Genomic DNA, 22,518 nt, shown 5'->3' with positions numbered 1-22,518 from the left:
CCGCGCAGGTCCGCCGCATCCTTCTACGCTCTCGGCGAGCTTCGCCGAACGCTGAACCGATCCTCCGTCAGACCTGCTTCGAACGGGCGTAGTTGACCAGGAAGTGCGCCTCGGCCACCGACAGGCGCTCCAGCTCCTCCGGCGAGACGGACTCGTTCGGCGCGTGGATCTGAGCCTCCGGCTCGCTGAGGCCGATGAGCAGGATCTCCGATTCCGGGTACAGCTCCGCCAGCGTGTTGCACAGCGGGATCGAGCCGCCCATGCCCGCCGTCTGCATCTCCTCACCGGGGTACGCGATCCGCATCGCCTCGGCCATCGACGCGTATGCCGGGCTCGACGTGTCCGCCTGGAACGGCTGGCCCTGGCCGACCTGCTCGAAGGACACCCGGGCGTTCCACGGCGTGTGCTTCTCGATGTGGGCGAAGAGCAGCTTCGTCGCCTCGACCGCGTCCTGGCCCGGCGGCACCCGCAGGCTGATCTGGGCACGCGCCGACGCCGGGATCGACGGGGTCGCCCCGGCCACCGGGTGGCAGTCGATGCCGACGACGGTGACGGCCGGCCGTGCCCAGATGCGGTCGGCGACCGTACCGGCACCCGGCAGGGCCACGCCCGACAGGACCTTGGCGTCCTGGCGGAAGTCCTCCTCCGGGTACTGCAGGCCCTCCCACGCCTTGTCGCAGGGCAGCCCGTCGATGACCGTGGAACCGTCCGGGCCGCGCAGCGAGTCCAGTACGCGGATCAGCGCGGCGAGCGCGTCGGGCGCGGCGCCGCCGAACTGACCGGAGTGCAGATTGCCCTCCAGGGTGTCGATCCGCACCCGGATCATCGTCATGCCGCGCAGCGTCGCGGTCACCGTCGGCAGACCCACCCGGAAGTTGCCGGCGTCGCCGATCACGATCGCGTCCGAGGCGAGCAGCTCCGGGTGCTGCTCGGCGTACCGCTCGAGACCGCCGGTGCCCTGCTCCTCCGAACCCTCGACGATCACCTTGACCGTCACGGGAACGCCGCCGTTCGCCTTCAGGGCGCGCAGCGCCAGCAGGTGCATGACGACCCCGCCCTTGCAGTCGGCCGCGCCGCGTCCGTACCAGCGCCCGTTCCGCTCCGTCAGCTCGAACGGCGGGGTGAGCCAGGCCGACTCGTCCAGCTTGGGCTGCACGTCGTAGTGGGCGTAGAGAAGGACGGTGGGCGCACCGGCCGGGCCGGGCAGGATGCCGTACACGGCCTGCGAACCGTCGGGGGTGTCGAGCAGCGCCACGTCCTGGAACTCCTCCGCGCGCAGCGCGTCGGCCACCCAGTTCGCGGCGGCCTCGCACTCGCTGCGGGGCGCCACGGCCTCGTCCGCCACCGACTCGAAGGCCACCAGCTCCGTGAGCTCGGCCTTGGCCCGTGGCATCAGGGACCGGACGGTCTCGGCGATCGGATTGGCGGTCATGGGCACGCTCCTGATGGGTGCGACGTTGACGACGTGAGGACGGCGATCGGCGTATGTCGTGGTACGGCGAACGCACCGCCGATCCTACGGCGCGGGCCGTCGGCTACCGCGCCGTAGGATGCCTGAGGAGCAGACCACCGGTCGGATCAGGAGCAGAAGCACATCGTGAGCAGCGAGCACGCAGAGAACGCCGGTCCGGAGCACACCGCGCCCGAGGGTGCGGCTCCTGAGGGCATCGGTGGGGAGGCGGCGGCGACGGACGGGAGCCCGGACGCGGCGCGCGTCGTCAAGGACGACGGAACGCGGGCCGAGCGGCCGGAGGAGTCCGGGTCGCCGGAGCCGGCGCTGCCGGCCGGGGACTCCGCGGACGCCACGTACGCCGTGGACCCCGTGGACGTCGACGACCCCGCCACCGCCGGTGCGGCCGGCGTCTGGGACGTCGTCGTGGTCGGCGCGGGACCGGCCGGCGCCTCCGCGGCCTACGCGGCCGCCGTGGCCGGCCGCCGGGTGCTGCTCCTGGAGAAGTCCGAGCTGCCCCGGTACAAGACCTGCGGCGGCGGCATCATCGGTCCCTCGCGCGACTCCCTGCCGCCCGGCTTCGAACTGCCCCTCCAGGACCGGGTGCACGCCGTCACCTTCTCCATGGACGGCCGCTTCGCCCGGACCCGCCGCTCGCGCAAGGTGCTCTTCGGCCTCATCAACCGCCCGGAGTTCGACGCCCAGCTCGTCGAGCACGCGCAGAAGGCCGGCGCCGAGCTGCGCACCGGCGCCACGGTGACCCGCGTGGAGCAGCACGGCCCGTCCGTCCCGGACCGGCGGACCGTCGCCGTGGTCCTCGCCGACGGCGAGACCCTGCTCGCGCGCGCGGTCGTCGGCGCCGACGGCAGCGCCAGCCGGATAGGCGCTCACGTCGGTGTGAAGATGGGGCAGGTCGACCTGGGCCTGGAGGCGGAGATCCCCGTGCCCGCGTCGGTGGCCGAGGACTGGAAGGGCCGCGTCCTCATCGACTGGGGTCCCATGCCGGGCAGTTACGGCTGGGTCTTCCCGAAGGGCGACACGCTGACCGTCGGCGTCATCTCGGCGCGCGGCGAGGGCGCCGCCACCAAGCGGTACATGGAGGACTTCGTCGCCCGGCTCGGTCTTTCCGGCTTCGAGCCCACGATCTCCTCCGGCCATCTGACGCGCTGCCGCACCGACGACTCGCCGCTCTCCCGCGGCCGGGTCCTCGTCTGTGGTGACGCGGCCGGGCTCCTGGAGCCGTGGACGCGTGAGGGCATCTCTTACGCGCTCCGCTCGGGCCGGCTCGCCGGCGAGTGGGCGGTCCGGGTCGCGGAGGCGAACGACGCGGTCGACGCCCGGCGTCAGGCCCTGAACTACGCCTTCGCCATCAAGGCCGGGCTCGGTGTGGAGATGGCCGTCGGACGCCGGATGCTGGCCGTCTTCGAGCGGCGGCCGGGGCTGCTGCACGCGACGATCACGGGCCTGCGGCCCGCGTGGAACGCGTTCGCCGACATCACGCGGGGTTCCGCGACGCTCGGTGGCATGGTCCGCTCGAACGGCATGGCCCGGCGGGCCCTTGAGATGCTCGACAAGCGCATGGACACGTCGAGCGGCGTCGGCCCCGTGGGCCGCGGCGTCGGCCGACGCGACCGCGCGGACTCGGAGACGTCCGACCGCTCCGAGACCCCGGAGACCCCCGAGACCCTGGAGACCGCGGAGGCCCCGGAGGCCGCCGAGGTCCCCGCCGAGCACGGAGCGGCTCCGGCGCCCTCTGCGACCCCTGCGCCCTCTGCGTCCTCGGACGCCTCGGCGATCGAGGGGGAGGGCGCGAAGGCTCCCGGTAAGGCGGCGGACCCGGAGGCTCCGGAAGCGGTCTGACGCGCCGGTTCGGCGTGGGTGTGACGAGCGAGGCGGACGGGCTCCGCCGCTCCGGCCGGCTTCACGCGGCGGGGGTGGCGGGGCCCGTCGGCGTGACGCGGAAGACGGGGTGCTTGGGGGCCACGGCGCGCAGCTCCTCGTCGGAGGAGTCGGGCCCGACGCCGCCGAAGAAGATCCCGACCTCGGCCTTCCAGCGCTTGAGGTAGGCGCGCAGCAGCTCGGGCTTGTCGTCGTCGGCCACCTCGACGACGGTGAAGTCCTGCGTGTGCTTGCCGAGGATCAGCTGCCCGCCGCCTGCGGCCCGCATGTTGTGGGTCCACTGGACGTGGCCCCGGGGCGCGACGAGGTACCGGGCGCCGTCCACCGTGAGGAGGTTGACGGGGGTACGGCGCCACTCGCCGCTCTTGCGGCCGCGGACGGCGAGGACCCGGGAGCCCCAGACGCTGAAGCCGCGCCGGGTCAGCCAGGCGACCGAGCGGTTGAGGACGTGGACGGTGAACCAGCCGGGCTTCATGACGTGGGTGGCGGTGGCGGACATGGGGTCCTCCTGAGGGTGCGGGCCGGGCGGCGGGGCGGTGGGGTGGGGAACCTTTGAAACGTGAGCACTGCTCTCGCTTGAGATCAGTGTGCACGGATCGGCGCGCACAATCAAGAGCGGTGCTCTCGTTTCGTATCGCTGCTCCGAAAGTGGATACACTGCTCTCCATGACGACCGTTCGAGGAGCCCGCGCCCGCGCCCGTATCGAGATCACCGCCGCCATCAAGGACGAGGCCCGCACCCAGCTCGCCGCCGAAGGCGCCGCGAAGCTCTCCCTGCGCGCCGTGGCCCGCGAGCTCGGCATGGTGTCCTCCGCGCTCTACCGCTACTTCCCGAGCCGCGACGACCTCCTCACCGCCCTGATCGTCGACGCCTACGACGCGGTCGGCGCCGCCGCCGAACGTGCCGTCGCCGACACCGCGGGGCAGCGACCGCTCGACCGCTGGACCGCCGTCTGCCGAGCGGTCCGCGCCTGGGCCGTCGCCCACCCGCACGAGTACGCCCTGATCTACGGCTCTCCGGTGCCCGGCTACACCGCGCCCCAGGACACGATCGCCCCCGCGGGCCGTGTCGGCCTCGTCCTCGTCGACATCGCCCGCCGGGCCCACGAGGGCGAGGGAGTCGCCCTTCCCCCGCTCCCCGAGGAGCTCCGCCCCGAGGCCGCCCGCCTCGCCGCGGACATCGCCCCGGACCTCCCCCCGGCCCTCGCCGTCGCGCTGGTGGCCGCCTGGTCGCAGCTCTTCGGGCTGGTCTCCTTCGAGGTGTTCGGCCACTTCCACCGGGTCGTCGAGGACCGGGAGGCCTTCTTCGCGACGGCGGCCCGCCGCCTCGGCCAGGACGTCGGCCTGCTGCCCCGCGGCTGAACGGGCCCGCTTCCGAGGCGTCGGGCGGACGGCGCGAGCCGCGCAGAGGCGTCTACTCCGGCGGGAGTACGCGGGACCACCTCGTCCGGCTGACGTGCTCGCGGCTCCGGTCCGGTTAGCGTGGCGGACATGGAAGAGGAACGGGCGCCCCGGCCCGCGTGGGGCCGGTGGCAGCGAGGGGACGGCGGCCGTGGGCTGCCCTGGCGGTCCACGGTCCTGATCGCCGTGATCGTCATGGTGGGCACCGGCTTCGCCGCCCGCAACCAGCCCGGCCGGGAGACGCTCGACGTGCTCGGTCGCGCCCTGCTGCTGCTCGGCGCGGCCCCGCTGCTGTTCCGTCACCGACGGCCCGTGCCGGTGGTGTTCGGCGTCGCCGCCGTCACCCTCGGCTACCTCGCCGCGGGTTACCCGTACGGCCCCGTCTTCGGCCTGGTCGGAGTCGCCTGCTTCGCGGCCGTCGTGCACGGTCACCGCACCGCCGCCGCCTGGGCCCTCGGCCTGCTCTGGGCGGGACACCTGCTGCTCTCGCACTGGCTCTACCGCTGGCTGCCCCCGGCGGGCGACGGGCCGGCCCCCTGGGGTCAGGAGCTTCCCGCGGCCGCCTTCGCGGTGGCGGTCCTCGCCGCCTCCGAGACGGTACGGGTGCGGCGCGAGCAGCGCGCGCAGCTGCGCGCCGACCGGGCCGCCGCCGAACGGCGCCGCGCCGACGAGGAACGGCTCCGCATCGCCCGGGAGCTCCACGACGTGCTCGCCCACTCGATCTCCGTGATCAACGTCCAGGCCGGGGCCGGCCTCGCCCTCCTCGACACCGATCCCGAGCAGGCCCGTACCGCGCTGAAGACCATCAAGGCGGCCAGCAAGGAGGCGCTCGGCGAGGTGCGCCAGGTGCTCGACACCCTCCGCACCCCCGGCGACGCGCCCCGCGCCCCCGCGCCCGGCCTCGACCGGCTCCCCGAACTCGTCGAACAGGCCGCCGCCACGGGCCTCGCCGTCACCGTGGCGACCACCGGACGACGGACCGGCCTGCCGCCCGGCGCCGACCTCGCCGCCTTCCGGATCGTGCAGGAGGCGCTCACCAACGTGGTGCGCCACTCCGGTTCACGTACGGCCGCGGTGCGGATCGCGTACGGCTCCGGGCGGCTTGAGCTGACCGTCGACGACGAGGGCCCCGCCACCGGCACCGAGGCGGGCGGCAGCGGCAACGGCCTGGCCGGGATGCGGGAACGGGCCGCCGCCCTCGGTGGCGGCATCGAGGCGGGCGCCCGCCCGGACGGCGGCTTCCGCGTCCACGCATCACTCCCGCTCCGCACCGAGGAATCCTCGTGACCGACAAGACCCCCGTGATCCGTGTGCTGCTCGCGGACGACCAGTCGCTGGTACGGGCGGGGTTCCGCGCGCTACTCGACGCCCAGCCGGACATCGAGGTCGCCGGCGAGGCGGCCGACGGCGGGGAGGCCCTGGAGCAGGTGCGGGCCCTGCGGCCCGACGTCGTCCTCATGGACATCCGGATGCCGAGGCTGGACGGCCTGGAAGCCACCCGCCGCATCACGGACGACCCCGGCCTCACCGACGTCCGGGTCGTCATGCTGACCACCTTCGAGCTCGACGAGTACGTCTTCGAGGCGATCCGGGCGGGCGCCTCCGGCTTCCTCGTGAAGGACACCGAGCCGGAGGAGCTGCTCCGCGCGGTCCGCGCCGTCGTCGACGGCGACGCGCTGCTCTCCCCGGGGGTCACCCGCCGGCTGATCGAGGAGTTCGCGGCCCGCTCGAAGGCGCCGGGGGCTGCGGCCTCGCTGGGCGCCCTGACCGAGCGGGAGCGGGAGGTGATGGCCCTGGTGGGCATCGGCCTGTCCAACGGGGAGATCGCCCGCCGGCTGGTCGTGAGCCCCCTCACCGCCAAGACCCACGTCAGCCGGGCCATGGTCAAACTCGGTGCCCGCGACCGCGCCCAACTGGTCGTCCTCGCCTACGAGTCGGGCCTGGTCCGGCCCGGCTGGCTGGGCTGAACGGCCCTCCTGGGCCGTGTCGCGGGTCCAGCGGGGTCCGGCGGTCGTACTGTCGAAGCCCTCAACCGAGGAGGACTTCTGATGCGCAGCGTGACCTATTCGCTGTCCGTCTCGCTCGACGGCTTCATCACGGCGCCGGACGGCGGCATCGACTGGGGGGTGCCCAGTCCGGACGTCTTCCGCCTCGCGATGGACGAGGTCCGGGGAGTGGGCGTCCATCTGATGGGGCGTCGGCTGTACGAGACGATGCTGTACTGGGAGACCGCCGAGCAGGACCACGAGCTCGACGACGCAGAACGCGAATGGGTCGCGCTCTGGAACCCGCTGCCGAAGGTGGTCTTCTCCACCACCCTGTCGGCGGTCGAGGGCAACGCCCGGCTGGCCTCCGGCGGCGTGGCGGAGGAGATCGAGCGCCTGCGCGCCGAGCCGGGGGAGGGGGACATCGCGATCGGCGGCGCGGCCCTCGCCGCCGAGGCGGCCGGGGCGGGACTGATCGACGAGTACCGGATCAGGGTCTACCCGATCCTGCTCGGCGGCGGCATTCCGTACTTCCCCCGGAACGAGCGCCGGGTGTCCCTCGAACTCGTCGAGAACCGCACCTTCGACTCGGGAGTCGTCTACCTCCGCCACCGCGTGGTGCGGACGCCGTCCTGATCAGATCGCCGAGGTCTCCTGCCACAGGCGCGCGAGCGCCGCGTCACCGGTGAGCGTGACGGCGTCGACGGGCAGCCGGTTCCACAGGCACAGGTACAACCGGTCGGCGGGGCCGCTCAGTTCGGCGTCCGCCTCACCCGTCGCCCGCTCGGTCGCAGGCGGCTTCGACGCCGAGAGCCGTACGGTCCACACGTCGCCCGTGTCGGTGGCCCGCACCCGCAGGGTCCGGGGCTCCGGCGTCCGCACGCGACTCCTGTCGCGGCCGTGGAACCCGCGCAGCAGCTCGTCGATGCCGTCGGCGGCCAGCACCGGATCCACCGGCCCCGGGCCGCCGGGCGTCGCCGACTCGGCGTCCGCGCGGTGCACGGTCGTCTCGTGCGCCTGGCGCCGCGCCCAGAAGGCGAGGGACGAGGGCGCCGGGAGGAAGCTCCAGCACTCCAGGTCCTCCGGCGCCGCGCGCAGGGCGGCGACCAGGCCGGCGTGCCCCTCGCGGTAGTGGGCCAGCAGCTCCGCGCCGTCGAGCGCGGTCTCGCCGGGCTCCGGCCGGTACGTCGGGTGTGCCTCGACGATGTGCTCGGTGGCCCAGCGGTGGACCTTCGTCGTGTGCCGGAGGAGGTCCCGGATCCGCCACCCCGGGCAGGTGGGGACCGCCGCGCCGACCCCGGCCTCGCCCGCCGCCTCCGCGAGGGCGAGACCGGCCGTCTCCACCGCGTCGACATACTCCGTGATCTTCAACGTTCCGCCGCTGGTCGAGTCCATGACGCGATTCTGGCAGTCCCGCGGACGGACCACCACCGCCCCTCAACTCGACTGTGCCGTCCCCGCGTTCCGTGCCCAGTACCCCATCGCGGCGGCGCCCGCGGCGAGGACCGCGACCGTCGTCAGGGCCACGGGCAGCGAGAACCAGTCGGCGAGGAACCCGATCGACGGCGGGCCCAGCAGCATCCCCCCGTAGCCGAGCGTGGACGCGGTCGCCACCCCGCCGGGGCCTGCGACGGCGCCCGCCCGGGCCACGGCGACGGGGAAGATGTTGGCGAGCCCGAGCCCGGTGACGGCGAAGCCGAGCAGGGTGGCCCAGACGCTGGGCGCGAGCGCGCCGAGCAGCATGCCGGCGGCGGCCGTCGCGCCACCCGCGACCAGCGTGCGGGTCTGGCCGAGCCGTTCGAGCAAGGCCGTACCGGAGAGCCGCCCGGCGGTCATCGTCAGCGCGAAGACGGAGTACCCGGCGGCGGCCACGCCGGGGTGCGCGTGCAGGTCCTGTTCGAGGTGCAGGGCGCCCCAGTCGGCGAGGGCGCCTTCCCCGTACGCGGTGCAGAGCGCGATCACTCCGAAGACGAGCACGATCCGCCGGGCCCCGCCCCGCGGCTCGCTCTCGGTGGTCGGTGCGAGGGACTCGGGCGGCGGCCCGGGGGAGGGGTGCCGCAGCAGCACCGGCCCGGCGGCGGCGGTCGTCGCCAGCCCGACGCCGGTGAGCGCGAGCAGATGGGCGGTCGGGGAGAGGCCGCCGGCGACCAGCCCGCCGAGCCCGGCTCCGATCATCCCGCCGAGGCTGAAGGCGGCGTGGAAGCTGGGCATCACCGGCCGTCGCAGCGCGGTGACGAGGTCGACGGCGGCGCTGTTCATGGCGACGTTGATCCCGCCGTACGCGGCGCCGAAGACCAGCAGGACGAGCCCCAGGGCCAGCGGGGAGCGGGTGAGGGCGGGCAGGGCCACCGAGAGGGAGAGCAGCACGGCGGTGGCCACGGTGACGGCGTGGGACCCGTACCGGCGGCAGAGGCGCCCGGTCAGCGTCATGGTGATGACGGCGCCGGCGGACACCCCGAGCAGGGCGAGGCCGAGGTCGCCCGCGGAGGCGCCGGTCTGCTGCTTGACGGCGGGGATGCGGACGACCCAGCCGGCGAAGAGGAAGCCGTCGAGGGCGAAGAAGAGGGTCAGGGCGACGCGGAGGCGGGACAGGGAGCGGGTGGCGGTGTCTCCGCCGGAGCCCCCCGGGACCGTCCGTACTTTGTTTAGTAGCGGCACAAACTCAGGATAGGGGGATTCCGCACCGGCAATCAAGCGAGCGGCGCACGTCCTCCGGAGGCCCGGTGGCGCCGTCCGGGTGACAAGGCCCAGGTCAAAGAGACGAGGGTGCTCCCCAAGGGCCCCTTGGGGAGCATCGTTTCCGCACCCGGGCGGCCCCCGGACTCGACTGCCCTGCATTGGGGTGAGACGCCGTGTCTCGCCCGGTATCCGTCCGTTTGACCGGCAGACGAGCCCCTTCCGGCACGTCGTTTCCAAGACCTTGAGGAGTAGCTATGCGTTCTCTCGCCGCGTCGGTCCTGGCCGTGGGCATCCTGCTGGGCGGCGCCGGTGCCGCGCTCGCCAACGACGGAGTCGGGATGGGTTACTTCAACGCCGGTGGCGCGGGTGCCAGCTCGCACTGCTCGGCGTCCGGCGTCCCGTCGGTGTACGGGACGATCTTCACGGGTTCGTGTCACGAGAAGGCCTGGGAGGTCGGCCCGGAGGGTGCCTTCCTCGGCGCCCACTGACCTGACGCACCCCTGCTCGGGCGAGGGCACGACCCTCGCCCGAGCGGCCGGGCCGCCCGAAAGCGCCCCGCCGACCGGCACCGGCACACCACCGCGCGCCCCGCCGACCGGCCCCGGCACACCAGCGGACAACCGGGCCGACCGGCCCCGGCGCACCACCGGGCACCCCGCCGAACAGCACCGGCGCACCCGCCGGAACGAGGCCACGGACCACTCCACCCCCCGATCATGGGAGACTCCACCCCATGAACGGCAAGGCGACGACGACCCGGACCCGGCTGGACAGGGGGCGCAACGCGCTCGGTCCCGCCCTTGAGCTGGTGCACACCGGCAGGGCTCCGACACGGGCCGTCCTCACGGCCGAACTCGGCGTCACCCGCGCCACCGCCGGCGCCGTCGCCGCCGAGCTGGAGGCCCTCGGCCTCATCCGCGTCGACTCCAACCCCGGCGCCGGCGCCGGATCCCAGGGCCGCCCCTCGCACCGCCTCGCCGTGGACGACAAGGGCCCCGTCGCCCTCGCCGCCCAGGTCCACGCCGACGGGTTCCGCGCCGCCCTCGTCGCCCTCGGCGGCTCCATCGTCGCCACGGCCCCCGGCTGCGTCACCGTCTCCGCCGACCCCGCCCAGGTCCTCGGCGCGGTCGTGGACGCCGGGGCCGCCCTGCTCAGGGAGTCCGGCCGCCGGTGCGTCGGCGCGGGACTCGCCGCCCCCTCCGCCGTCGCCGAGCCCGAGGGCACCGCGCTCAACCCCCTGCACCTCGCCTGGCCCGCCGGAGCGCCCGTACGGGAGATCTTCGCCGAGCGGGTACGGGCCGCGGGCATCGAAGGCCCCGCCTTCACCGGCAACGACGTGAACCTCGCCGCCCTCGCCGAACACCGCCACGGCGCGGGCCGGGGCGCCAGGGACCTGCTCTGCGTGGCCACCGGCCACCGCGGCGTCGGCGGGGCGCTCGTCCTCGACGGCCGGCTCCACACCGGCAGCGCGGGCCTGGCCCTGGAGGTCGGTCACCTCACGGTGAACCCGGAAGGCCGCCCCTGCCACTGCGGCAGCCGTGGCTGCCTGGACGTCGAGACCGACCCGCTCGCCTTCCTCACCGCGGCCGGCCGCGCCCCAGGACCCGAGGTCTCGCTTCTCCAGCAGGCCCGTGACCTGCTGCGCACCAGCCCCCAGGACCCGGGCGTCCGGGTCGCCGTGGGGGAGCTGATCGACCGTCTGGGACTCGGCCTCGCCGGTCTGGTGAACATCCTCAACCCCGACCGGATCATCCTCGGCGGACTGCACCGCGAACTGCTCGACGCCGATCCCGAGCGGCTGCGCGCCGTCGTCGCGGACCGGAGTCTCTGGGGCCGCAGCGGCGGGGTGCCGATCCTCCCCTGCACGCTGGACCACAACAGTCTCGTGGGAGCGGCGGAACTGGCCTGGCAGCCGGTCCTCGACGACCCGCTGGCGGCCCTGACCCGCGAACCGGTCTGACCGGCGGCCTCCGGGCCGCCGAAGCGCGACGCGCGCACCGGCCCCCGCCGCCGAAGCGCGACGCGCGCACCGGCCCACGCCCACCGACGCGCGCACCGGCCCACGCCCACCTACGCGCCCCGACCTACGGCACACCGCCCTGCCGCCCACTCGCCTACCGGTCCACGTCCCGCCCCTCGACCAGCGAGGCGAGCCGGTCGAGCGCCATCCGGGTGCCCGTCTCGTTGTCCGCGGCGGGCACGCCGTCCGGCACGCCCTCGTGGACGACGAGCACCTCCGTGCCGCCCTCCAGCGCGATCAGCGTCGTCGTGAGGGTCATGGGCCCCTGAAGGCGAGGGTCAGCCGTCTCGAACTCGGTGACCTCCACCACCCGTTCGTCCGGAAGCAGCTCCACGAAGCGGCCGTGGTACGTGTCCGTGCGCGCCCCCGACTTGCCCGTGCCCGCATCGGTCTCGTAGGTGAGCGAGACGCGGAACGCACCGCCTTCGCGCGCGTCGAACTCGTGCACCTCGCAGCTCATGCCGTACGGCACCCGCCAGCGCGCGATGTCGTCCGGGTCGACCAGGGCCCGGTAGACGGCGTGCGGCGGGGCGTCGACATGGCGGGTCACGCGCGTGGTGTACACGTGTCCCACGCTAGGCCGTGTGCCGCGGCACGGCCCGGCGGAATCGCCCGTTCTGCCGCGGGATTCTCCCGGCGAAGCCGACCGGAGGGGGAAACCCCCTGGTCAGCGCGGCTCGAACGCCGTAGCGTTCCGCCTCATGATCACTTCTGAGTCCGATCTCCCCCCGCGCCTCGGCAGCCTCACCTTCCACGGCCCGCTGTCCGAGCAGCGCGCCACCCGCATGATCGAGCGACTGGTCGCCGGCCGGCCCGCCGACGTGCTCGACATCGGCTGCGGCTGGGGCGAGTTGCTGCTCCGCATCCTCGACGCCGCGCCGGAGGCCAAGGGCATCGGCCTCGACATCAACGCCGAGGACCTGGCCCGCGGCCGGGCCCTCGCCGAGACGCGCGGGCTCGCCGATCGCGTCGAGTTCGTCGAGGAGTCGGCGCTCGGCACCGAGCGGGGCCCCGTCGACGCGATCCTCTGTCTCGGTTCGAGCCAGGCGCTCTGCGACCCCGAGCAGCCGCACGACCCCGCCGCCGCGCTGCGCGAGCTGCGCCGCCTGACCCGCCCCGGCGGCCGGGTCGTGCTCGGCGAGGGGTTCTGGCAGCAGGAGCCCACCGAGGAGGAGCTGGCGGGGATGTGGCCCGGCGCGCACGCCGGTGAACACCTCGGCCTCGGCGCCCTCGTGGACCTCGCGATCGAGGCGGGCTTCCGCCCCGCGTGGATCGAGACGGCGAGCGTGGAGGAGTGGGAGGAGTTCGAGTCGGGCTACCGCTACGAGACCGAGGTCTGGCTGGCCGCCAACCCGGACCACCCGCTGGCCGCCGAGACCCGCGAGCGGGTGGACCGGCAGCGCTCGACCTGGGTGAACGGCTACCGCAGGGTCCTCGGCATCGCGTACCTGACGCTCATCGCCGTCGCCTGACGCCCCGGGCGCGGCCGGAGGCCCGGGCGGCCGAGCGGGTCGCGCGCGACCCGCTCACCACAGCCCTCCGGCCCCCAAGGTCTGCCGCCCGGGCGCCGAGAGGTGGAGCACCGAGAAGCGCTCGCCCTCGTCGGCCGGTGCTTCCGTGTCCGCCCACAGGGTGAAGGCGAGCAGCTCCCAGTGGCGCGGGTCGACGGCCAGGGCCGAGGCCACCACCCCGTCCCTCCGCGCCGCTCGGGCGTGCCGGGCCACGGCGTCGGCCACGGCCTCGCCGGGCGGCACCGCCCCACCGAGCGGGATCCTGTGCCGCGTCGCGGTGCCCGGAGCGGCCGTGGCGGCGGGCCCCTCCTCGTACGACAGGCCGGTCCAGTGCTGCACCACGGGCCGGCCGAAGTCGTTCACGATGCCCTGGAACCCCGGGCCCCAGAGGAAGGAGTTCATGCCCGCCGGGGTGGCCCAGAGATAGAACGGCGCGTACTGGTTGACCGGCGAGCCGTCCGCGCGCTCCCGCACCAGGTAGGCCTTCAGGCCGAGTCCGGGGAAGGCGTCGAGCAAGTGCCCTTTGGTGGCGACCCGTTGGCGGATGATCCCCATGTCGTAGTCGGCGGGGAGGGTGATCTCGTACTGCATCGCGTCCACGAGGTACTCCGATTCGGGCTGAGGGGAACGTGGTTCAGGCGGTGGCGGCGGCCGGTGCGAGCAGCGTCAGCAGCCCCCGGACCGCATGGTCGAAGGGGTCGCGCGTGCCCGTCGCGCGGGCCAGCACGTAACCGCCCTGCACGGTCGCCAGGATCGTCGCCGCGACCTCGGCCGCGTCGAGCGGGCCGCTCAACTCGCCGCTGTCCAGGCCCTCCTGGACGACCTCCGCGAGCCGGGCACGCAGCCGTCCGAGCACCTCGTCGACCGGTGCGCGCAGCGCGGGGTCGGCGATCACCTCGGGGTCCATCGTGAGCCGTCCCACCGGGCAGCCCCGCAGGACGTCGCGCTCGCGCAGCAGATAGGCCTCGATCCGCGCGTACGCCGTGCCCTCGCCGCCCAGGGCGGCCTCGGCCGCCGCCCCCAGCTCCTCCGCCGTGCGCCGGATCGCCGCGAGCGCCAGGTCGGGCTTGCCCGCGAAGTGGTGGTACATGCTGCCCTGGCCCACGCCCGCCGCCTGCTGCACGGCCTTGGGGCTCGTTCCCACGTAGCCGCGCTCCCACAGCAGCTCGCGGGTCGCCTCGATCAGTCGCTCGGGGGTGCTCATGCACGCACTGTACATACCAGTAGGTACAGAACGGAAGGAGGTCCGGCGGCGCCGCGTACTCCCGCCGTCGTACACGCGATGCCGCTGCCCGTACGACGCGCCGGGACCCCCTCCGGAGAGAGCCTCGAACCACGGAAGAAGACCAGCACAGCGCACCCAGGAGCTGAACCGTCATGAACACACTCGCCTCCGCGGGCCCCGGCCCGTGGGTCCTGCTCTTCCCCCTCGTCTGGGCCGCCGCGATCGCCTGCGTCGTCACCGTCGCCCGCCGCGCCGGATGGCGCCGGGGCCGCGGCCCGTGGCGCGACGGCGGCCCCGGCCGGGGCACCGGCCCCGACGAGAATTCGCCCATCGCCCTGCTCGGCCACCGGTTCGCCTCCGGCGAGATCGACGAGGACGAGTACTGGCGCCGGCTGACCGTGCTCGAAGAGCAGTTCGGCCGCGGCATCGACCCCAAGGGGCGCCGGGCATGACCACCACCGACCCGCGGCCCCCGGCCGCCGCCGTCCGCGTCGTCGACGCCGTCAAGGTCTACGGCCACGGCGACACCGAGGTCAGAGCCCTCGACGGGGTGAGCGTCGACTTCCCGGTCGGCCGCTTCACCGCCGTCATGGGCCCCTCGGGCTCGGGCAAGTCCACCCTGATGCACTGCGCCGCGGGACTCGACACCCTCACCTCCGGTGCCGCGCTCCTCGGCGACACCGACCTGTCCACCCTCGACGACCGCCGGCTGACCCTGCTGCGCCGGGACCGGGTCGGCTTCGTCTTCCAGGCCTTCAACCTGCTGCCGACCCTCACCGTCGCCGAGAACATCACGCTCCCCCTCGACCTCGCGGGACGCACCGTCGACCGGCCGCGCCTCGACCGGCTCGTGGACACCGTCGGCCTGCGCGACCGGCTCCACCACCGGCCGAGCGAGCTGTCCGGCGGTCAGCAGCAGCGGGTGGCCGTCGCCCGCGCCTTCGCGGGCGACCCCGATGTCGTCTTCGCCGACGAACCCACCGGCAACCTCGACTCGCGCTCCGGCGAGGAGGTCCTGCGGCTGCTCGGCCGCACGGTGCGCGAGACGGGCCGCACGGTCGTGATGGTCACCCACGACCCGGTCGCCGCCGCCCACGCCGACGAGGTCGTCTTCCTCGCGGACGGCCGACTCGTCGACCGGATGACCACGCCGACCGCAGACCACGTCCTGGACCGCATGAAGGCGTTCGAGACGACGTCCGCCGGCCCCCGCACCACCGGGGGAGGCACGCCATGAACACCCGCGTCCCCGCCTCCGTCCGCCTGGCCGGCTCCTCCCTCCGCGCACACCGGCGCCGCTTCCTCGGCACCTTCGCCGCCGTCCTCCTCGGCGTCGCCTTCCTCACCGGCACCCTCGTCATGGGCGACACCCTGCGCGCGAGCTTCGACTCGATGTTCACCGGCGCCACCCGGGGCACCGACGCCGTCGTCCGCAGCGCCGTCACCGTGACGGCCCCCGGTGAGGCCCAGGGCACCCGGGGACCCGTCGACGCGGCGCTCGCCGACCGCCTCGCCCGGCTGCCCGGGGTCGCCGCCGCCGCACCCCGCATCGAGGGCGCGGGGCAGCTCCTCGCCGCCGACGGCACCCCCGTCGGCGGCAAGGGCCCGCCGACCCTGGCCGGGAACTGGATCGAGGACCCGGCCCTCAACCCGTACAAGCTCGCGGAAGGCCGTGCCCCGAGCGCCCCCGGCGAGGCCGTCGTCAACCGCGGTGCGGCGAAGACCGCAGGCCTCGACCTCGGCGACACGACGGTCCTGCGCACCCCCGACCCGGTGCGCGTCACCGTCGTCGGCCTCGCCACCTTCGGCGGCGCCGACGGCATGGGCCAGGTCACCTGGACCGGCCTGACCCGCGCCGACGCCGAGCGGTACCTGACGGCCCGCCCCGGCGAGGCGACGAGCATCGCCGTACGGGCCGGGCCCGGCGTCTCCCAGGAGGAGCTGGTGGCCGCGCTCGCCCCGGCCCTCCCCGACGGCGTCGAGGCGATCACCGGTCAGCGGGCCGCCGAGGAGAACACCGAGATGGTCTCCGGCCGTTTCCTCGGCCTCTTCACCACCTTCCTGCTCGTGTTCAGCGGGGTCGCGGTCCTCGTCTCCGTCTTCACCATCCACAACACCTTCGCCGTCCTCGTCGCCCAGCGGACCCGTGAGAACGCCCTGCTGCGGGCGCTCGGCGCCGCCCGCCGCCAGGTCGTCACCGGCACCCTGGCCGAGGCGCTGACGGTCGGTCTGCTCGCCTCCCTCGCCGGAGTGCTCGCCGGGATCGGCGTGGCGGCCGGGCTCCAGGCCCTCTTCCCCGCCATCGGCTTCCCCTTCCCGGAGGGCGACCTGGTCGTGGCGGGCACCTCGCTCGCCCTGCCGCTCGCCGTCGGGCTCGCGGTCTGCGCGGGATCCGCGCTCCTTCCGGCCGTACGGGCCGGGCGCACCGCCCCGCTCGCCGCGCTCCGCGAGACGGCGGTGGACACCTCGGGCACCTCCCGCACCCGCGCGCTGACCGGCGGCGGCCTGCTCGCCGTCGCGGTCGGCACGGTCCTCGCCGGGGTCCTCGGCACCCCCTCGCTGTGGCTCGCCGCCACCGGCGCGGCCCTCGCCGTGGCCGCCTTCGTGGTCCTCGGACCGGTCGCCGCCTCGGTCGCCGTCAGGGTGCTCGGCCGCCCCCTGCGCGGCACCAACCGGGGGCTCGCGCGCCGCAACGCCCTGCGCAGCCCGGGACGTACGGCGGCGACCGCCACCGCCCTGATGATCGGGGTCGCCGTGGTCACCCTCTTCACGGTCTTCGGCGCCTCCCTCAAGGCGACCACGGACCGCACGGTCGACCGGTCCTTCGCCGGGGACGTGGCCATCAGCGGAGCCACCTTCGGCGCGGGCGGCGCCGGCCTCAGCCCCGGTCTCGCCCCGGCCGTCGCCGCGCTGCCCGAGGTCGACACGGCCGTGGGCCTGGGGCGCGGCGTGGCCGAGGTCGACGGCCGGGGCCGCGCCCTGACCGTCACCGACCCGGCGTCGCTCGCCCGCGTCCTCGACCTGGGTGACGTACGGGGCTCCCTGGGCGGACTCGGTACGGACGGGCTCGCCGTCGCCGCCGACGAGGCGGCCTCCTCGGGCCTGGCCCCCGGCCGGACGGCCGAGCTGACCTTCACGGACGGCACCCGGCACACCTTCACCGTCCGGGCGGTCTACGAACGCTCCGACCTGGCCGGCGACTACCTGCTCACCCGGGAGGCATGGGCCCCGCACCGCACCCAGGACTCGGACGCCCTGGTCGCCGTCTCCTTCGCGGACGGAGTCACCACCGAACGGGGCGAGGCGGCCGTCACGGCGGTCGCGGACCGGTACGGGCAGCCCGAGGTGCAGACCCGGGAGGAGTACGCGGAGTCCTCGGCGGGCGGCATCGACATGATGCTGACCCTGGTGTACGCGCTCCTCGCGCTGGCCGTCCTGATCGCCCTGCTCGGCATCGCGAACACGCTCACCCTCTCCGTCCACGAACGGACGCGTGAGCTGGGGCTGTTGCGGGCCGTCGGGCAGACCCGGGCCCACCTGCGTGCCATGGTCCGCTGGGAGTCGGTCCTGGTGGCCGCGTTCGGCACGCTCGGCGGGCTCGTCCTCGGCGGCTTCCTCGGCTGGGTGCTCGTCCGCGCCTCGGAGGGCTCGGGCGACGGCGCGTTCGCCTTCGCCGTACCGGGGGTGCGGCTCGCGACGGTGGCCGTGGTCGGTCTCGTCGCCGGGGCCGTGGCGGCCCTGCGCCCGGCGCGCCGGGCGGCCCGCCTGGAGATCCTCCGGGCGATCGCCACGGAGTGAGCGGCGGGGGTGCCGCGAACCCCTTCAGCGCCCGCGGCCCGCCGGCACCCGGCGGGCCGCGGCCACGACCGTGGCCGGAACACCGACGGCGGACGGAACGCCGACGGGGGCCGGTGCGCGCACGGGGTCCGGGGCGCCGGCCGGCTCGGCCGGGGCGCTGAGCGGTACGCCCGGGAACGGCGCGTACCCCCGGAACGGGCCCTCGGTCATCGCGCCGTACACCGCGTAGGCACGCGTCCCGGCCGGGACGGCGGCGGGCGGGGCGGAGAGCGTGAACCACACGACCTTCCCGTCGGTCCCGCAGGACCGCACGCCCCAACTCTCGCTGACGGCACCGACGATGGCGAGTCCGCGACCGGACGTGGCCAGTTCGTCGTAGGCGTCCAGCGGGTCCGGGGAGCACGCCTGCGGTATGCGGGGGTCGTAGTCCCGGACGGAGACCGTGAGGCGGTCGAGCAGCAGCTCGATCTCGACGGTGCACCGCTTGTCCGGCTGGGCGTGCCGGTGGACGTTGCTCAGAAGCTCGGTGACACCGAGCACGGCATGGTCGACGAGGGCGTCGAGCTGCCAATGTCTCAGATGCGCGGAGACAATCCGGCGGACCTGTCCGATCCGCGACGGCAGGGCATGAAGCTCCACCGCGTAATACCTGCTCGGCTCGCTGATCACGGCTGCGACTCCCCGAAGTAGTCCGGAAGAAGACGAAGATTCGGATCTCACATGCGGTACAGCAGGGTGGCGACCGGAACGTCACGTCACCACCGGTAAACCCTCGGTGAGGTGGTTCCAGCCTGAACCAGTGGTGACCGTCCCGCAACTCACGGCGACGGCGAGTCGCCGTCCGCCCGCCTCGCCGGGCGTCTCAGCGCTTCCTCGCGGCCCGCTTCAGCGCGGCGAGGAAGCGTCCGGACTCCGCCGAGTCCCCGTGCCCGTCGCCGTCACCGTCCTTGTGCAGCGTCAGCCGGTACCGCGTGCCGTTCACCGTGGCCACGGCCTCGTCCGGCTTCGCGAACCACGGGCGCCCCGCCCGGACCGCCGACACCGGCGCGCTGTCGATCTCGCTGCCGTAACTGGTGAGCAGGGCGAGCCGCCCGTCCTCGATCCGCACCTCGCCGGCGCGCGTCAGCGAACGCGGCCAGCGGGCGATCCGTACACCCCTGGCGCTGAACTCGGGTTCCGACATGCCGATCCGCCCCTTTCACCCGGTTGTCCCTCCCAGTGTGCCGGGCCGTCCCGGTCCGCACCAGGGGCCCTTCCGCAAGGCATCCCTATGGAGAGTCAAAGGAAACGTTTGCCCAGGTGAGAGCGGTATTGTCGGGAGCGTGGACACCCCACGGACGTGACCGAGGAGAGGCGCGGATGAGCACCACGGAGAACAGTGCGGTGAGCTTGCGGACGGCCGGCGCGACGGCGACGGCCGACGTCGACCGCAGCGATCCGGCGTACCGGTCCTGGCTCAAGGAGGCCGTCCGCAAGGTCCAGGCCGACGCCAACCGCTCGGCCGACACCCATCTGCTGCGGTTCCCGCTCCCCGAGAAGTGGGGCATCGACCTCTACCTCAAGGACGAGTCGACCCACCCCACCGGCAGCCTCAAGCACCGCCTCGCCCGCTCCCTCTTCCTGTACGGGCTCTGCAACGGCTGGGTGCGGCCGGGCAAGCCCGTCATCGAGGCCTCCAGCGGCTCGACGGCCGTCTCCGAGGCGTACTTCGCGAAGCTCATCGGCGTGCCGTTCATCGCGGTGATGCCCCGCACGACCAGCCAGGAGAAGTGCCGTCTCATCGAGTTCCACGGCGGCCAGTGCCACTTCGTCGACGACTCGCGCACGATGTACGAGGAGGCCGCCGCGCTCGCGGAGCGCACCGGGGGCCACTACATGGACCAGTTCACCTACGCGGAGCGGGCCACCGACTGGCGCGGGAACAACAACATCGCCGAATCGATGTACCAGCAGCTGAAGTTGGAGCGCTACCCGGAGCCCGCCTGGATCGTGGCCACCGCGGGCACCGGCGGCACCTCGGCGACCATCGCCCGCTACGTGCACTACATGCAGCACGACACCCGCATCTGTGTCGCCGACCCCGAGAACTCCTGTTTCTTCGACGGCTGGACGCACCACGACCCGGACGCCACCGCCGACTGCGGTTCGCGGATCGAGGGCATCGGCCGGCCCCGGATGGAGCCGAGCTTCGTGCCCGGCGCCGTCGACCGCATGATGAAGGTGCCCGACGCGGCGAGCGTCGCCGCCGTCCGCGCCCTGGAATCCGCCATCGGCCGCAAGGCGGGCGGCTCCACCGGCACCGGCCTGTGGAGCGCCTTCAAGATCATCGCCGAGATGGTCGCCCACGAGCGGACCGGCAGCGTCGTCACCCTGATCTGCGACGGCGGCGAGCGGTACCTCGACAAGTACTACTCCGACGACTGGCTTGCCTCCCAGGGCCTCGACATCGGCCCCTACAGCGCCGCTATCGCACGGTTCCTGGAGACCGGGGCCTGGCAGGAGTGAGCCGCCGGTCCAGCCGGCGTGCCGCGTCCCGGAAGGAGAGCCCGACCCCCGGTCCGGCGAGACGGAGCGCCAGCCGGAACGGGGTGGCGCCGTCGGCGGCCATCGTCCACCGCAGCCTGGTCCCCTTCCCGGTGGGGGAGAGGGCCCATTCCTCGGCGAGGGCCGTGAGCCCCGGGGCGTTCGTCGAGTCGACCCGGTAGGCGTACCGGACGTCCGGCTCGGAGGCCAGGATCGTCTCCTCGAAGGCGATCCCGCCCCGGAGCCGTATGGTCCGGCCCGCCCCGTCGCCCGACGGGACGGCGGACCGCACCGCGGTGAACCAGGCGGGCATGCTCCCCACCTCCACGGCGAGCGAACGGTAGACGGCCGGGGGCGGCGCGGCGAGCGTGGCCGTGAAGACCAGACGGACGGGTGCGGACAGGGTGAAGTCGAGCTCCACCGGCCTCAGTCGGCGTGCCATGGACCGAACCTCCCCAGGACGGAACAGGACGGAAGCGGAAGTGCACCCTAGCTGACGGAATGTCAACGGCACAGGGGAGGACGGCGTGGCGGTCGCCACGCGACCGGAGGTCAGCCCTCGGTGGCGGTCGCCGCGCCCGGAGCTCAGCCCTCGGCGTGGCGGTCGCCACGCCCGGAGCCCACCCCTCGGCGTGGCGGTCGCCGCGCCCGGGGCTCAGCCCTCCCGCAGCAGTCCGTCCACCGCGCGGCCGAACAGGAACCGGCCCGCCGCGCCGAGCACCGGGTCGAACGCCCGGGGCAGCCCGCGCAGCGACAGCTCCTCCGTCCAGACGACCCGGCTGCCGCCACCGGGCGCCGAGGTCACCTCGACCACGGCCCAACCCCGTACCACCCGGCCGGACTTCTCCAGACGGCACACGCCGGGACGGCCCGCCGCCGGCGGCTCCCAGCGCACCACCTCCATCGGGTCGTCGAAGGAGAGCCGGCCGATGCCGGTACGGGCGGTGAACCGGACCCCGGCCCCGTTCGGCCCCGGAGTCAGCACCCTCGTCCGGGTCAGCGGCACCTGACGGCCGTGCGCCGGCCAGTCCGTGAGGCGCCGCCACACCTCCTCCGGTGCCAGCGGCACCGCACGCTCGACCCGGAAGAGGCTCACGCCTGCTCCTCGCCCGCCACCGTCAGGCCCGGCACGTGCTCCAGGATCTCCGCCCGCACCTCCCCCGACATGGCGCCGTCCGTCACCCAGGTGTCCACCTCGTCCAGCGCCGCGAACGAACTCAGGCCCACCGTCCCCCACTTGGTGTGGTCGGCGACCACCACCACCCGCCGCGCCGAGCGCATCAGGCAGCCGTTCGTCTCCGCCTCCGCGAGGTTCGGCGTCGACAGACCGGCCTCCACCGAGACGCCGTGCACCCCGAGGAACAGCAGGTCGAAGTGGAGCGAGCGGACCGCCCGGTCCGCGACCGGCCCCACCAGCGCGTCGGACGGCGTCCGCATCCCGCCCGTCAGCACGACGGTCGCCGCCCCGCGCCTCGACTCGCCCCCCGAACCGGCCAGTTGGGCCTCGTGGAACACGTCGGCCACCCGGACCGAGTTCGTCACCACGGTCAGCTCGGGCACGTCGAGGAGATGCCGGGCCAGGGCGTACGTCGTCGTCCCGCCGGACAGGGCGATCGCACTGCCCGGCGCCACCAGGGCCGCCGCCGCCCGGGCGATCTCGTCCTTGGCGCTCGGTTCGAGCACCGACTTCGCCTCGAAGCCCGGCTCGTGGGTGCTCGCCTCGACCACCGGAACGGCCCCGCCGTGCACCTTCGCCAGCATGCCCTGCCGGGCCAGCGCGTCCAGGTCGCGACGGATCGTCATGTCCGAGACGCTCAGGCGCCGGGTCAGCTCGTTGACCCGGACACCGCCGCGCCGCCGTACCTCGTCGAGGATCAGGGCGCGCCGCTGCTCCGCGAGGAGGTTCTGGTTGTCAGTCACCGCCGGGGCCGGTCCTTCCGCAGGAGACAAGGGGATGGGTGTCGGATTCGGTGAGGGACGGTGTGCGGGCGCACGCCGTCCGCGATCCTGGTTCCGACGTCGCATCT

At 74.3% G+C, this 22,518-nt stretch carries 24 protein-coding genes; 12 read left to right on the top strand and 12 right to left on the bottom strand.

All coding sequences use genetic code 11. The features are described from left to right. Positions 1 to 67 precede the first annotated feature (67 nt). Complete coding sequence (locus DEJ43_RS03440; protein ID WP_015031915.1) at positions 68 to 1,432, bottom strand: dipeptidase; 1,365 nt, start codon at positions 1,430 to 1,432, stop codon at positions 68 to 70. A gap of 165 nt (positions 1,433 to 1,597) precedes the next feature. On the opposite strand from DEJ43_RS03440, the gene DEJ43_RS03435 reads away from it, so the two are divergent. Continuing rightward, a complete protein-coding gene (locus DEJ43_RS03435; RefSeq protein ID WP_015031914.1) occupies positions 1,598 to 3,310 on the top strand; it encodes a geranylgeranyl reductase family protein in 1,713 nt (570 codons plus the stop codon). Between the two features lie 61 nt (positions 3,311 to 3,371). Here the strand turns inward: DEJ43_RS03435 and DEJ43_RS03430 are convergent, their stop codons facing one another. Then, positions 3,372 to 3,848 carry a nitroreductase family deazaflavin-dependent oxidoreductase gene (locus DEJ43_RS03430; RefSeq protein WP_015031913.1) on the bottom strand — a complete coding sequence of 159 codons (477 nt, stop codon included), beginning with the start codon at positions 3,846 to 3,848 and terminating at the stop codon, positions 3,372 to 3,374. A 167-nt stretch (positions 3,849 to 4,015) separates the two neighbouring features. On the opposite strand from DEJ43_RS03430, the gene DEJ43_RS03425 reads away from it, so the two are divergent. The 4 genes from DEJ43_RS03425 (at position 4,016) to DEJ43_RS03410 (ending at position 7,371) form a co-directional block, all read left to right on the top strand. Continuing rightward, positions 4,016 to 4,711, top strand: coding sequence for a TetR/AcrR family transcriptional regulator (locus DEJ43_RS03425; RefSeq protein WP_015031912.1), 696 nt, complete (start codon positions 4,016 to 4,018; stop codon positions 4,709 to 4,711). A gap of 129 nt (positions 4,712 to 4,840) precedes the next feature. Then, positions 4,841 to 6,037, top strand: a complete 1,197-nt coding sequence (locus DEJ43_RS03420; protein ID WP_015031911.1) for a sensor histidine kinase — start codon at positions 4,841 to 4,843, stop codon at positions 6,035 to 6,037. A gap of 14 nt (positions 6,038 to 6,051) precedes the next feature. Beyond that, the gene (locus DEJ43_RS03415) at positions 6,052 to 6,717 is read left to right on the top strand and encodes a response regulator transcription factor (protein ID WP_041663587.1); all 666 of its coding nucleotides are present in this window, start codon (positions 6,052 to 6,054) and stop codon (positions 6,715 to 6,717) included. Between the two features lie 81 nt (positions 6,718 to 6,798). After that, a complete protein-coding gene (locus DEJ43_RS03410; RefSeq protein ID WP_015031909.1) occupies positions 6,799 to 7,371 on the top strand; it encodes a dihydrofolate reductase family protein in 573 nt (190 codons plus the stop codon). Here the strand turns inward: DEJ43_RS03410 and DEJ43_RS03405 are convergent, their stop codons facing one another. Further along, positions 7,372 to 8,106, bottom strand: a complete 735-nt coding sequence (locus DEJ43_RS03405; RefSeq protein WP_041663586.1) for a maleylpyruvate isomerase family mycothiol-dependent enzyme — start codon at positions 8,104 to 8,106, stop codon at positions 7,372 to 7,374. 66 nt (positions 8,107 to 8,172) lie between these two features. Continuing rightward, entirely contained in the window at positions 8,173 to 9,393 is a 1,221-nt protein-coding gene (locus DEJ43_RS03400) for an MFS transporter (RefSeq protein ID WP_015031907.1), read from the bottom strand. 275 nt (positions 9,394 to 9,668) lie between these two features. Here DEJ43_RS03400 and DEJ43_RS03395 point away from each other — a divergent pair, with 275 nt between their 5' ends. Both DEJ43_RS03395 and DEJ43_RS03390 read left to right on the top strand, forming a co-directional pair. Beyond that, positions 9,669 to 9,902 carry a hypothetical protein gene (locus DEJ43_RS03395; RefSeq protein ID WP_051025830.1) on the top strand — a complete coding sequence of 78 codons (234 nt, stop codon included), beginning with the start codon at positions 9,669 to 9,671 and terminating at the stop codon, positions 9,900 to 9,902. A 245-nt stretch (positions 9,903 to 10,147) separates the two neighbouring features. Further along, positions 10,148 to 11,374: an ROK family protein gene (locus tag DEJ43_RS03390; protein WP_015031906.1), complete on the top strand. Its 1,227-nt coding sequence runs from the start codon at positions 10,148 to 10,150 to the stop codon at positions 11,372 to 11,374. 154 nt (positions 11,375 to 11,528) lie between these two features. Here the strand turns inward: DEJ43_RS03390 and DEJ43_RS03385 are convergent, their stop codons facing one another. Beyond that, entirely contained in the window at positions 11,529 to 11,999 is a 471-nt protein-coding gene (locus DEJ43_RS03385) for an SRPBCC family protein (protein WP_041662037.1), read from the bottom strand. A gap of 136 nt (positions 12,000 to 12,135) precedes the next feature. Between DEJ43_RS03385 and DEJ43_RS03380 the strand changes: the two genes are divergently transcribed. After that, complete coding sequence (locus DEJ43_RS03380) at positions 12,136 to 12,906, top strand: SAM-dependent methyltransferase (RefSeq protein ID WP_015031904.1); 771 nt, start codon at positions 12,136 to 12,138, stop codon at positions 12,904 to 12,906. A 54-nt stretch (positions 12,907 to 12,960) separates the two neighbouring features. On the opposite strand, the gene DEJ43_RS03375 is transcribed toward DEJ43_RS03380, so the two are convergent. Together DEJ43_RS03375 and DEJ43_RS03370 are read right to left on the bottom strand one after the other, a co-directional pair. Beyond that, positions 12,961 to 13,545 carry a DUF4865 family protein gene (locus tag DEJ43_RS03375; RefSeq protein WP_041662036.1) on the bottom strand — a complete coding sequence of 195 codons (585 nt, stop codon included), beginning with the start codon at positions 13,543 to 13,545 and terminating at the stop codon, positions 12,961 to 12,963. 34 nt (positions 13,546 to 13,579) lie between these two features. Beyond that, positions 13,580 to 14,164 carry a TetR/AcrR family transcriptional regulator gene (locus DEJ43_RS03370; RefSeq protein ID WP_015031902.1) on the bottom strand — a complete coding sequence of 195 codons (585 nt, stop codon included), beginning with the start codon at positions 14,162 to 14,164 and terminating at the stop codon, positions 13,580 to 13,582. 158 nt (positions 14,165 to 14,322) lie between these two features. Here DEJ43_RS03370 and DEJ43_RS03365 point away from each other — a divergent pair, with 158 nt between their 5' ends. From DEJ43_RS03365 to DEJ43_RS03355, 3 genes are read left to right on the top strand one after another with little or no spacing between them, the layout of a single operon-like run. Beyond that, positions 14,323 to 14,622, top strand: a complete 300-nt coding sequence (locus DEJ43_RS03365; protein ID WP_015031901.1) for an SHOCT domain-containing protein — start codon at positions 14,323 to 14,325, stop codon at positions 14,620 to 14,622. Next, positions 14,619 to 15,407: an ABC transporter ATP-binding protein gene (locus tag DEJ43_RS03360; RefSeq protein ID WP_015031900.1), complete on the top strand. Its 789-nt coding sequence runs from the start codon at positions 14,619 to 14,621 to the stop codon at positions 15,405 to 15,407. Before DEJ43_RS03365 ends, DEJ43_RS03360 begins: the two co-directional genes overlap by 4 nt. Then, on the top strand, positions 15,404 to 17,968 hold the full coding sequence (locus tag DEJ43_RS03355; protein ID WP_015031899.1) for an ABC transporter permease: 2,565 nt from the start codon (positions 15,404 to 15,406) through the stop codon (positions 17,966 to 17,968). The genes DEJ43_RS03360 and DEJ43_RS03355 overlap by 4 nt, the downstream gene beginning before the upstream one ends. A 24-nt stretch (positions 17,969 to 17,992) precedes the next feature. On the opposite strand, the gene DEJ43_RS03350 is transcribed toward DEJ43_RS03355, so the two are convergent. Both DEJ43_RS03350 and DEJ43_RS03345 read right to left on the bottom strand, forming a co-directional pair. After that, positions 17,993 to 18,637 (bottom strand): ATP-binding protein, encoded by a 645-nt coding sequence (locus tag DEJ43_RS03350; protein WP_015031898.1) that lies wholly within the window; start codon positions 18,635 to 18,637, stop codon positions 17,993 to 17,995. Positions 18,638 to 18,830: 193 nt separating this feature from the next. Then, on the bottom strand, positions 18,831 to 19,151 hold the full coding sequence (locus tag DEJ43_RS03345) for a hypothetical protein (protein WP_015031897.1): 321 nt from the start codon (positions 19,149 to 19,151) through the stop codon (positions 18,831 to 18,833). 176 nt (positions 19,152 to 19,327) lie between these two features. On the opposite strand from DEJ43_RS03345, the gene cds1 reads away from it, so the two are divergent. Then, a complete protein-coding gene (gene cds1, locus DEJ43_RS03340) occupies positions 19,328 to 20,473 on the top strand; it encodes an L-cysteine desulfhydrase Cds1 (protein ID WP_015031896.1) in 1,146 nt (381 codons plus the stop codon). Here cds1 and DEJ43_RS03335 read toward each other — a convergent pair. The 3 genes from DEJ43_RS03335 to DEJ43_RS03325 form a co-directional block, all read right to left on the bottom strand. Continuing rightward, positions 20,433 to 20,933: an SRPBCC family protein gene (locus DEJ43_RS03335; RefSeq protein WP_015031895.1), complete on the bottom strand. Its 501-nt coding sequence runs from the start codon at positions 20,931 to 20,933 to the stop codon at positions 20,433 to 20,435. The genes cds1 and DEJ43_RS03335 overlap by 41 nt on opposite strands. A 213-nt stretch (positions 20,934 to 21,146) precedes the next feature. Beyond that, complete coding sequence (locus DEJ43_RS03330) at positions 21,147 to 21,587, bottom strand: SRPBCC family protein (protein ID WP_015031894.1); 441 nt, start codon at positions 21,585 to 21,587, stop codon at positions 21,147 to 21,149. After that, entirely contained in the window at positions 21,584 to 22,411 is an 828-nt protein-coding gene (locus DEJ43_RS03325; RefSeq protein WP_015031893.1) for a DeoR/GlpR family DNA-binding transcription regulator, read from the bottom strand. The genes DEJ43_RS03330 and DEJ43_RS03325 overlap by 4 nt, the downstream gene beginning before the upstream one ends. Positions 22,412 to 22,518: the final 107 nt, after the last annotated feature.

The sequence above is a fragment of the Streptomyces venezuelae ATCC 10712 genome (genome assembly GCF_008639165.1).
Classification (GTDB): domain Bacteria; phylum Actinomycetota; class Actinomycetes; order Streptomycetales; family Streptomycetaceae; genus Streptomyces; species Streptomyces venezuelae.
The sequence above is the reverse complement of the archived record's forward strand: the minus strand, read 5'-3'. Positions and strand labels throughout refer to the sequence as shown.

Coding starts and splice junctions, on each gene's coding strand:
- DEJ43_RS03440 (WP_015031915.1), bottom strand. CDS start 1,432: ATGACCGCCAATCCGATCGCCGAGACCGTCCGGTCCCTGATGCCACGG.
- DEJ43_RS03430 (WP_015031913.1), bottom strand. CDS start 3,848: ATGTCCGCCACCGCCACCCACGTCATGAAGCCCGGCTGGTTCACCGTC.
- DEJ43_RS03425 (WP_015031912.1), top strand. CDS start 4,016: ATGACGACCGTTCGAGGAGCCCGCGCCCGCGCCCGTATCGAGATCACC.
- DEJ43_RS03420 (WP_015031911.1), top strand. CDS start 4,841: ATGGAAGAGGAACGGGCGCCCCGGCCCGCGTGGGGCCGGTGGCAGCGA.
- DEJ43_RS03410 (WP_015031909.1), top strand. CDS start 6,799: ATGCGCAGCGTGACCTATTCGCTGTCCGTCTCGCTCGACGGCTTCATC.
- DEJ43_RS03395 (WP_051025830.1), top strand. CDS start 9,669: ATGCGTTCTCTCGCCGCGTCGGTCCTGGCCGTGGGCATCCTGCTGGGC.
- DEJ43_RS03390 (WP_015031906.1), top strand. CDS start 10,148: ATGAACGGCAAGGCGACGACGACCCGGACCCGGCTGGACAGGGGGCGC.
- DEJ43_RS03380 (WP_015031904.1), top strand. CDS start 12,136: ATGATCACTTCTGAGTCCGATCTCCCCCCGCGCCTCGGCAGCCTCACC.
- DEJ43_RS03370 (WP_015031902.1), bottom strand. CDS start 14,164: ATGTACAGTGCGTGCATGAGCACCCCCGAGCGACTGATCGAGGCGACC.
- DEJ43_RS03365 (WP_015031901.1), top strand. CDS start 14,323: ATGAACACACTCGCCTCCGCGGGCCCCGGCCCGTGGGTCCTGCTCTTC.
- DEJ43_RS03360 (WP_015031900.1), top strand. CDS start 14,619: ATGACCACCACCGACCCGCGGCCCCCGGCCGCCGCCGTCCGCGTCGTC.
- DEJ43_RS03355 (WP_015031899.1), top strand. CDS start 15,404: ATGAACACCCGCGTCCCCGCCTCCGTCCGCCTGGCCGGCTCCTCCCTC.
- DEJ43_RS03345 (WP_015031897.1), bottom strand. CDS start 19,151: ATGTCGGAACCCGAGTTCAGCGCCAGGGGTGTACGGATCGCCCGCTGG.
- cds1 (WP_015031896.1), top strand. CDS start 19,328: ATGAGCACCACGGAGAACAGTGCGGTGAGCTTGCGGACGGCCGGCGCG.
- DEJ43_RS03335 (WP_015031895.1), bottom strand. CDS start 20,933: ATGGCACGCCGACTGAGGCCGGTGGAGCTCGACTTCACCCTGTCCGCA.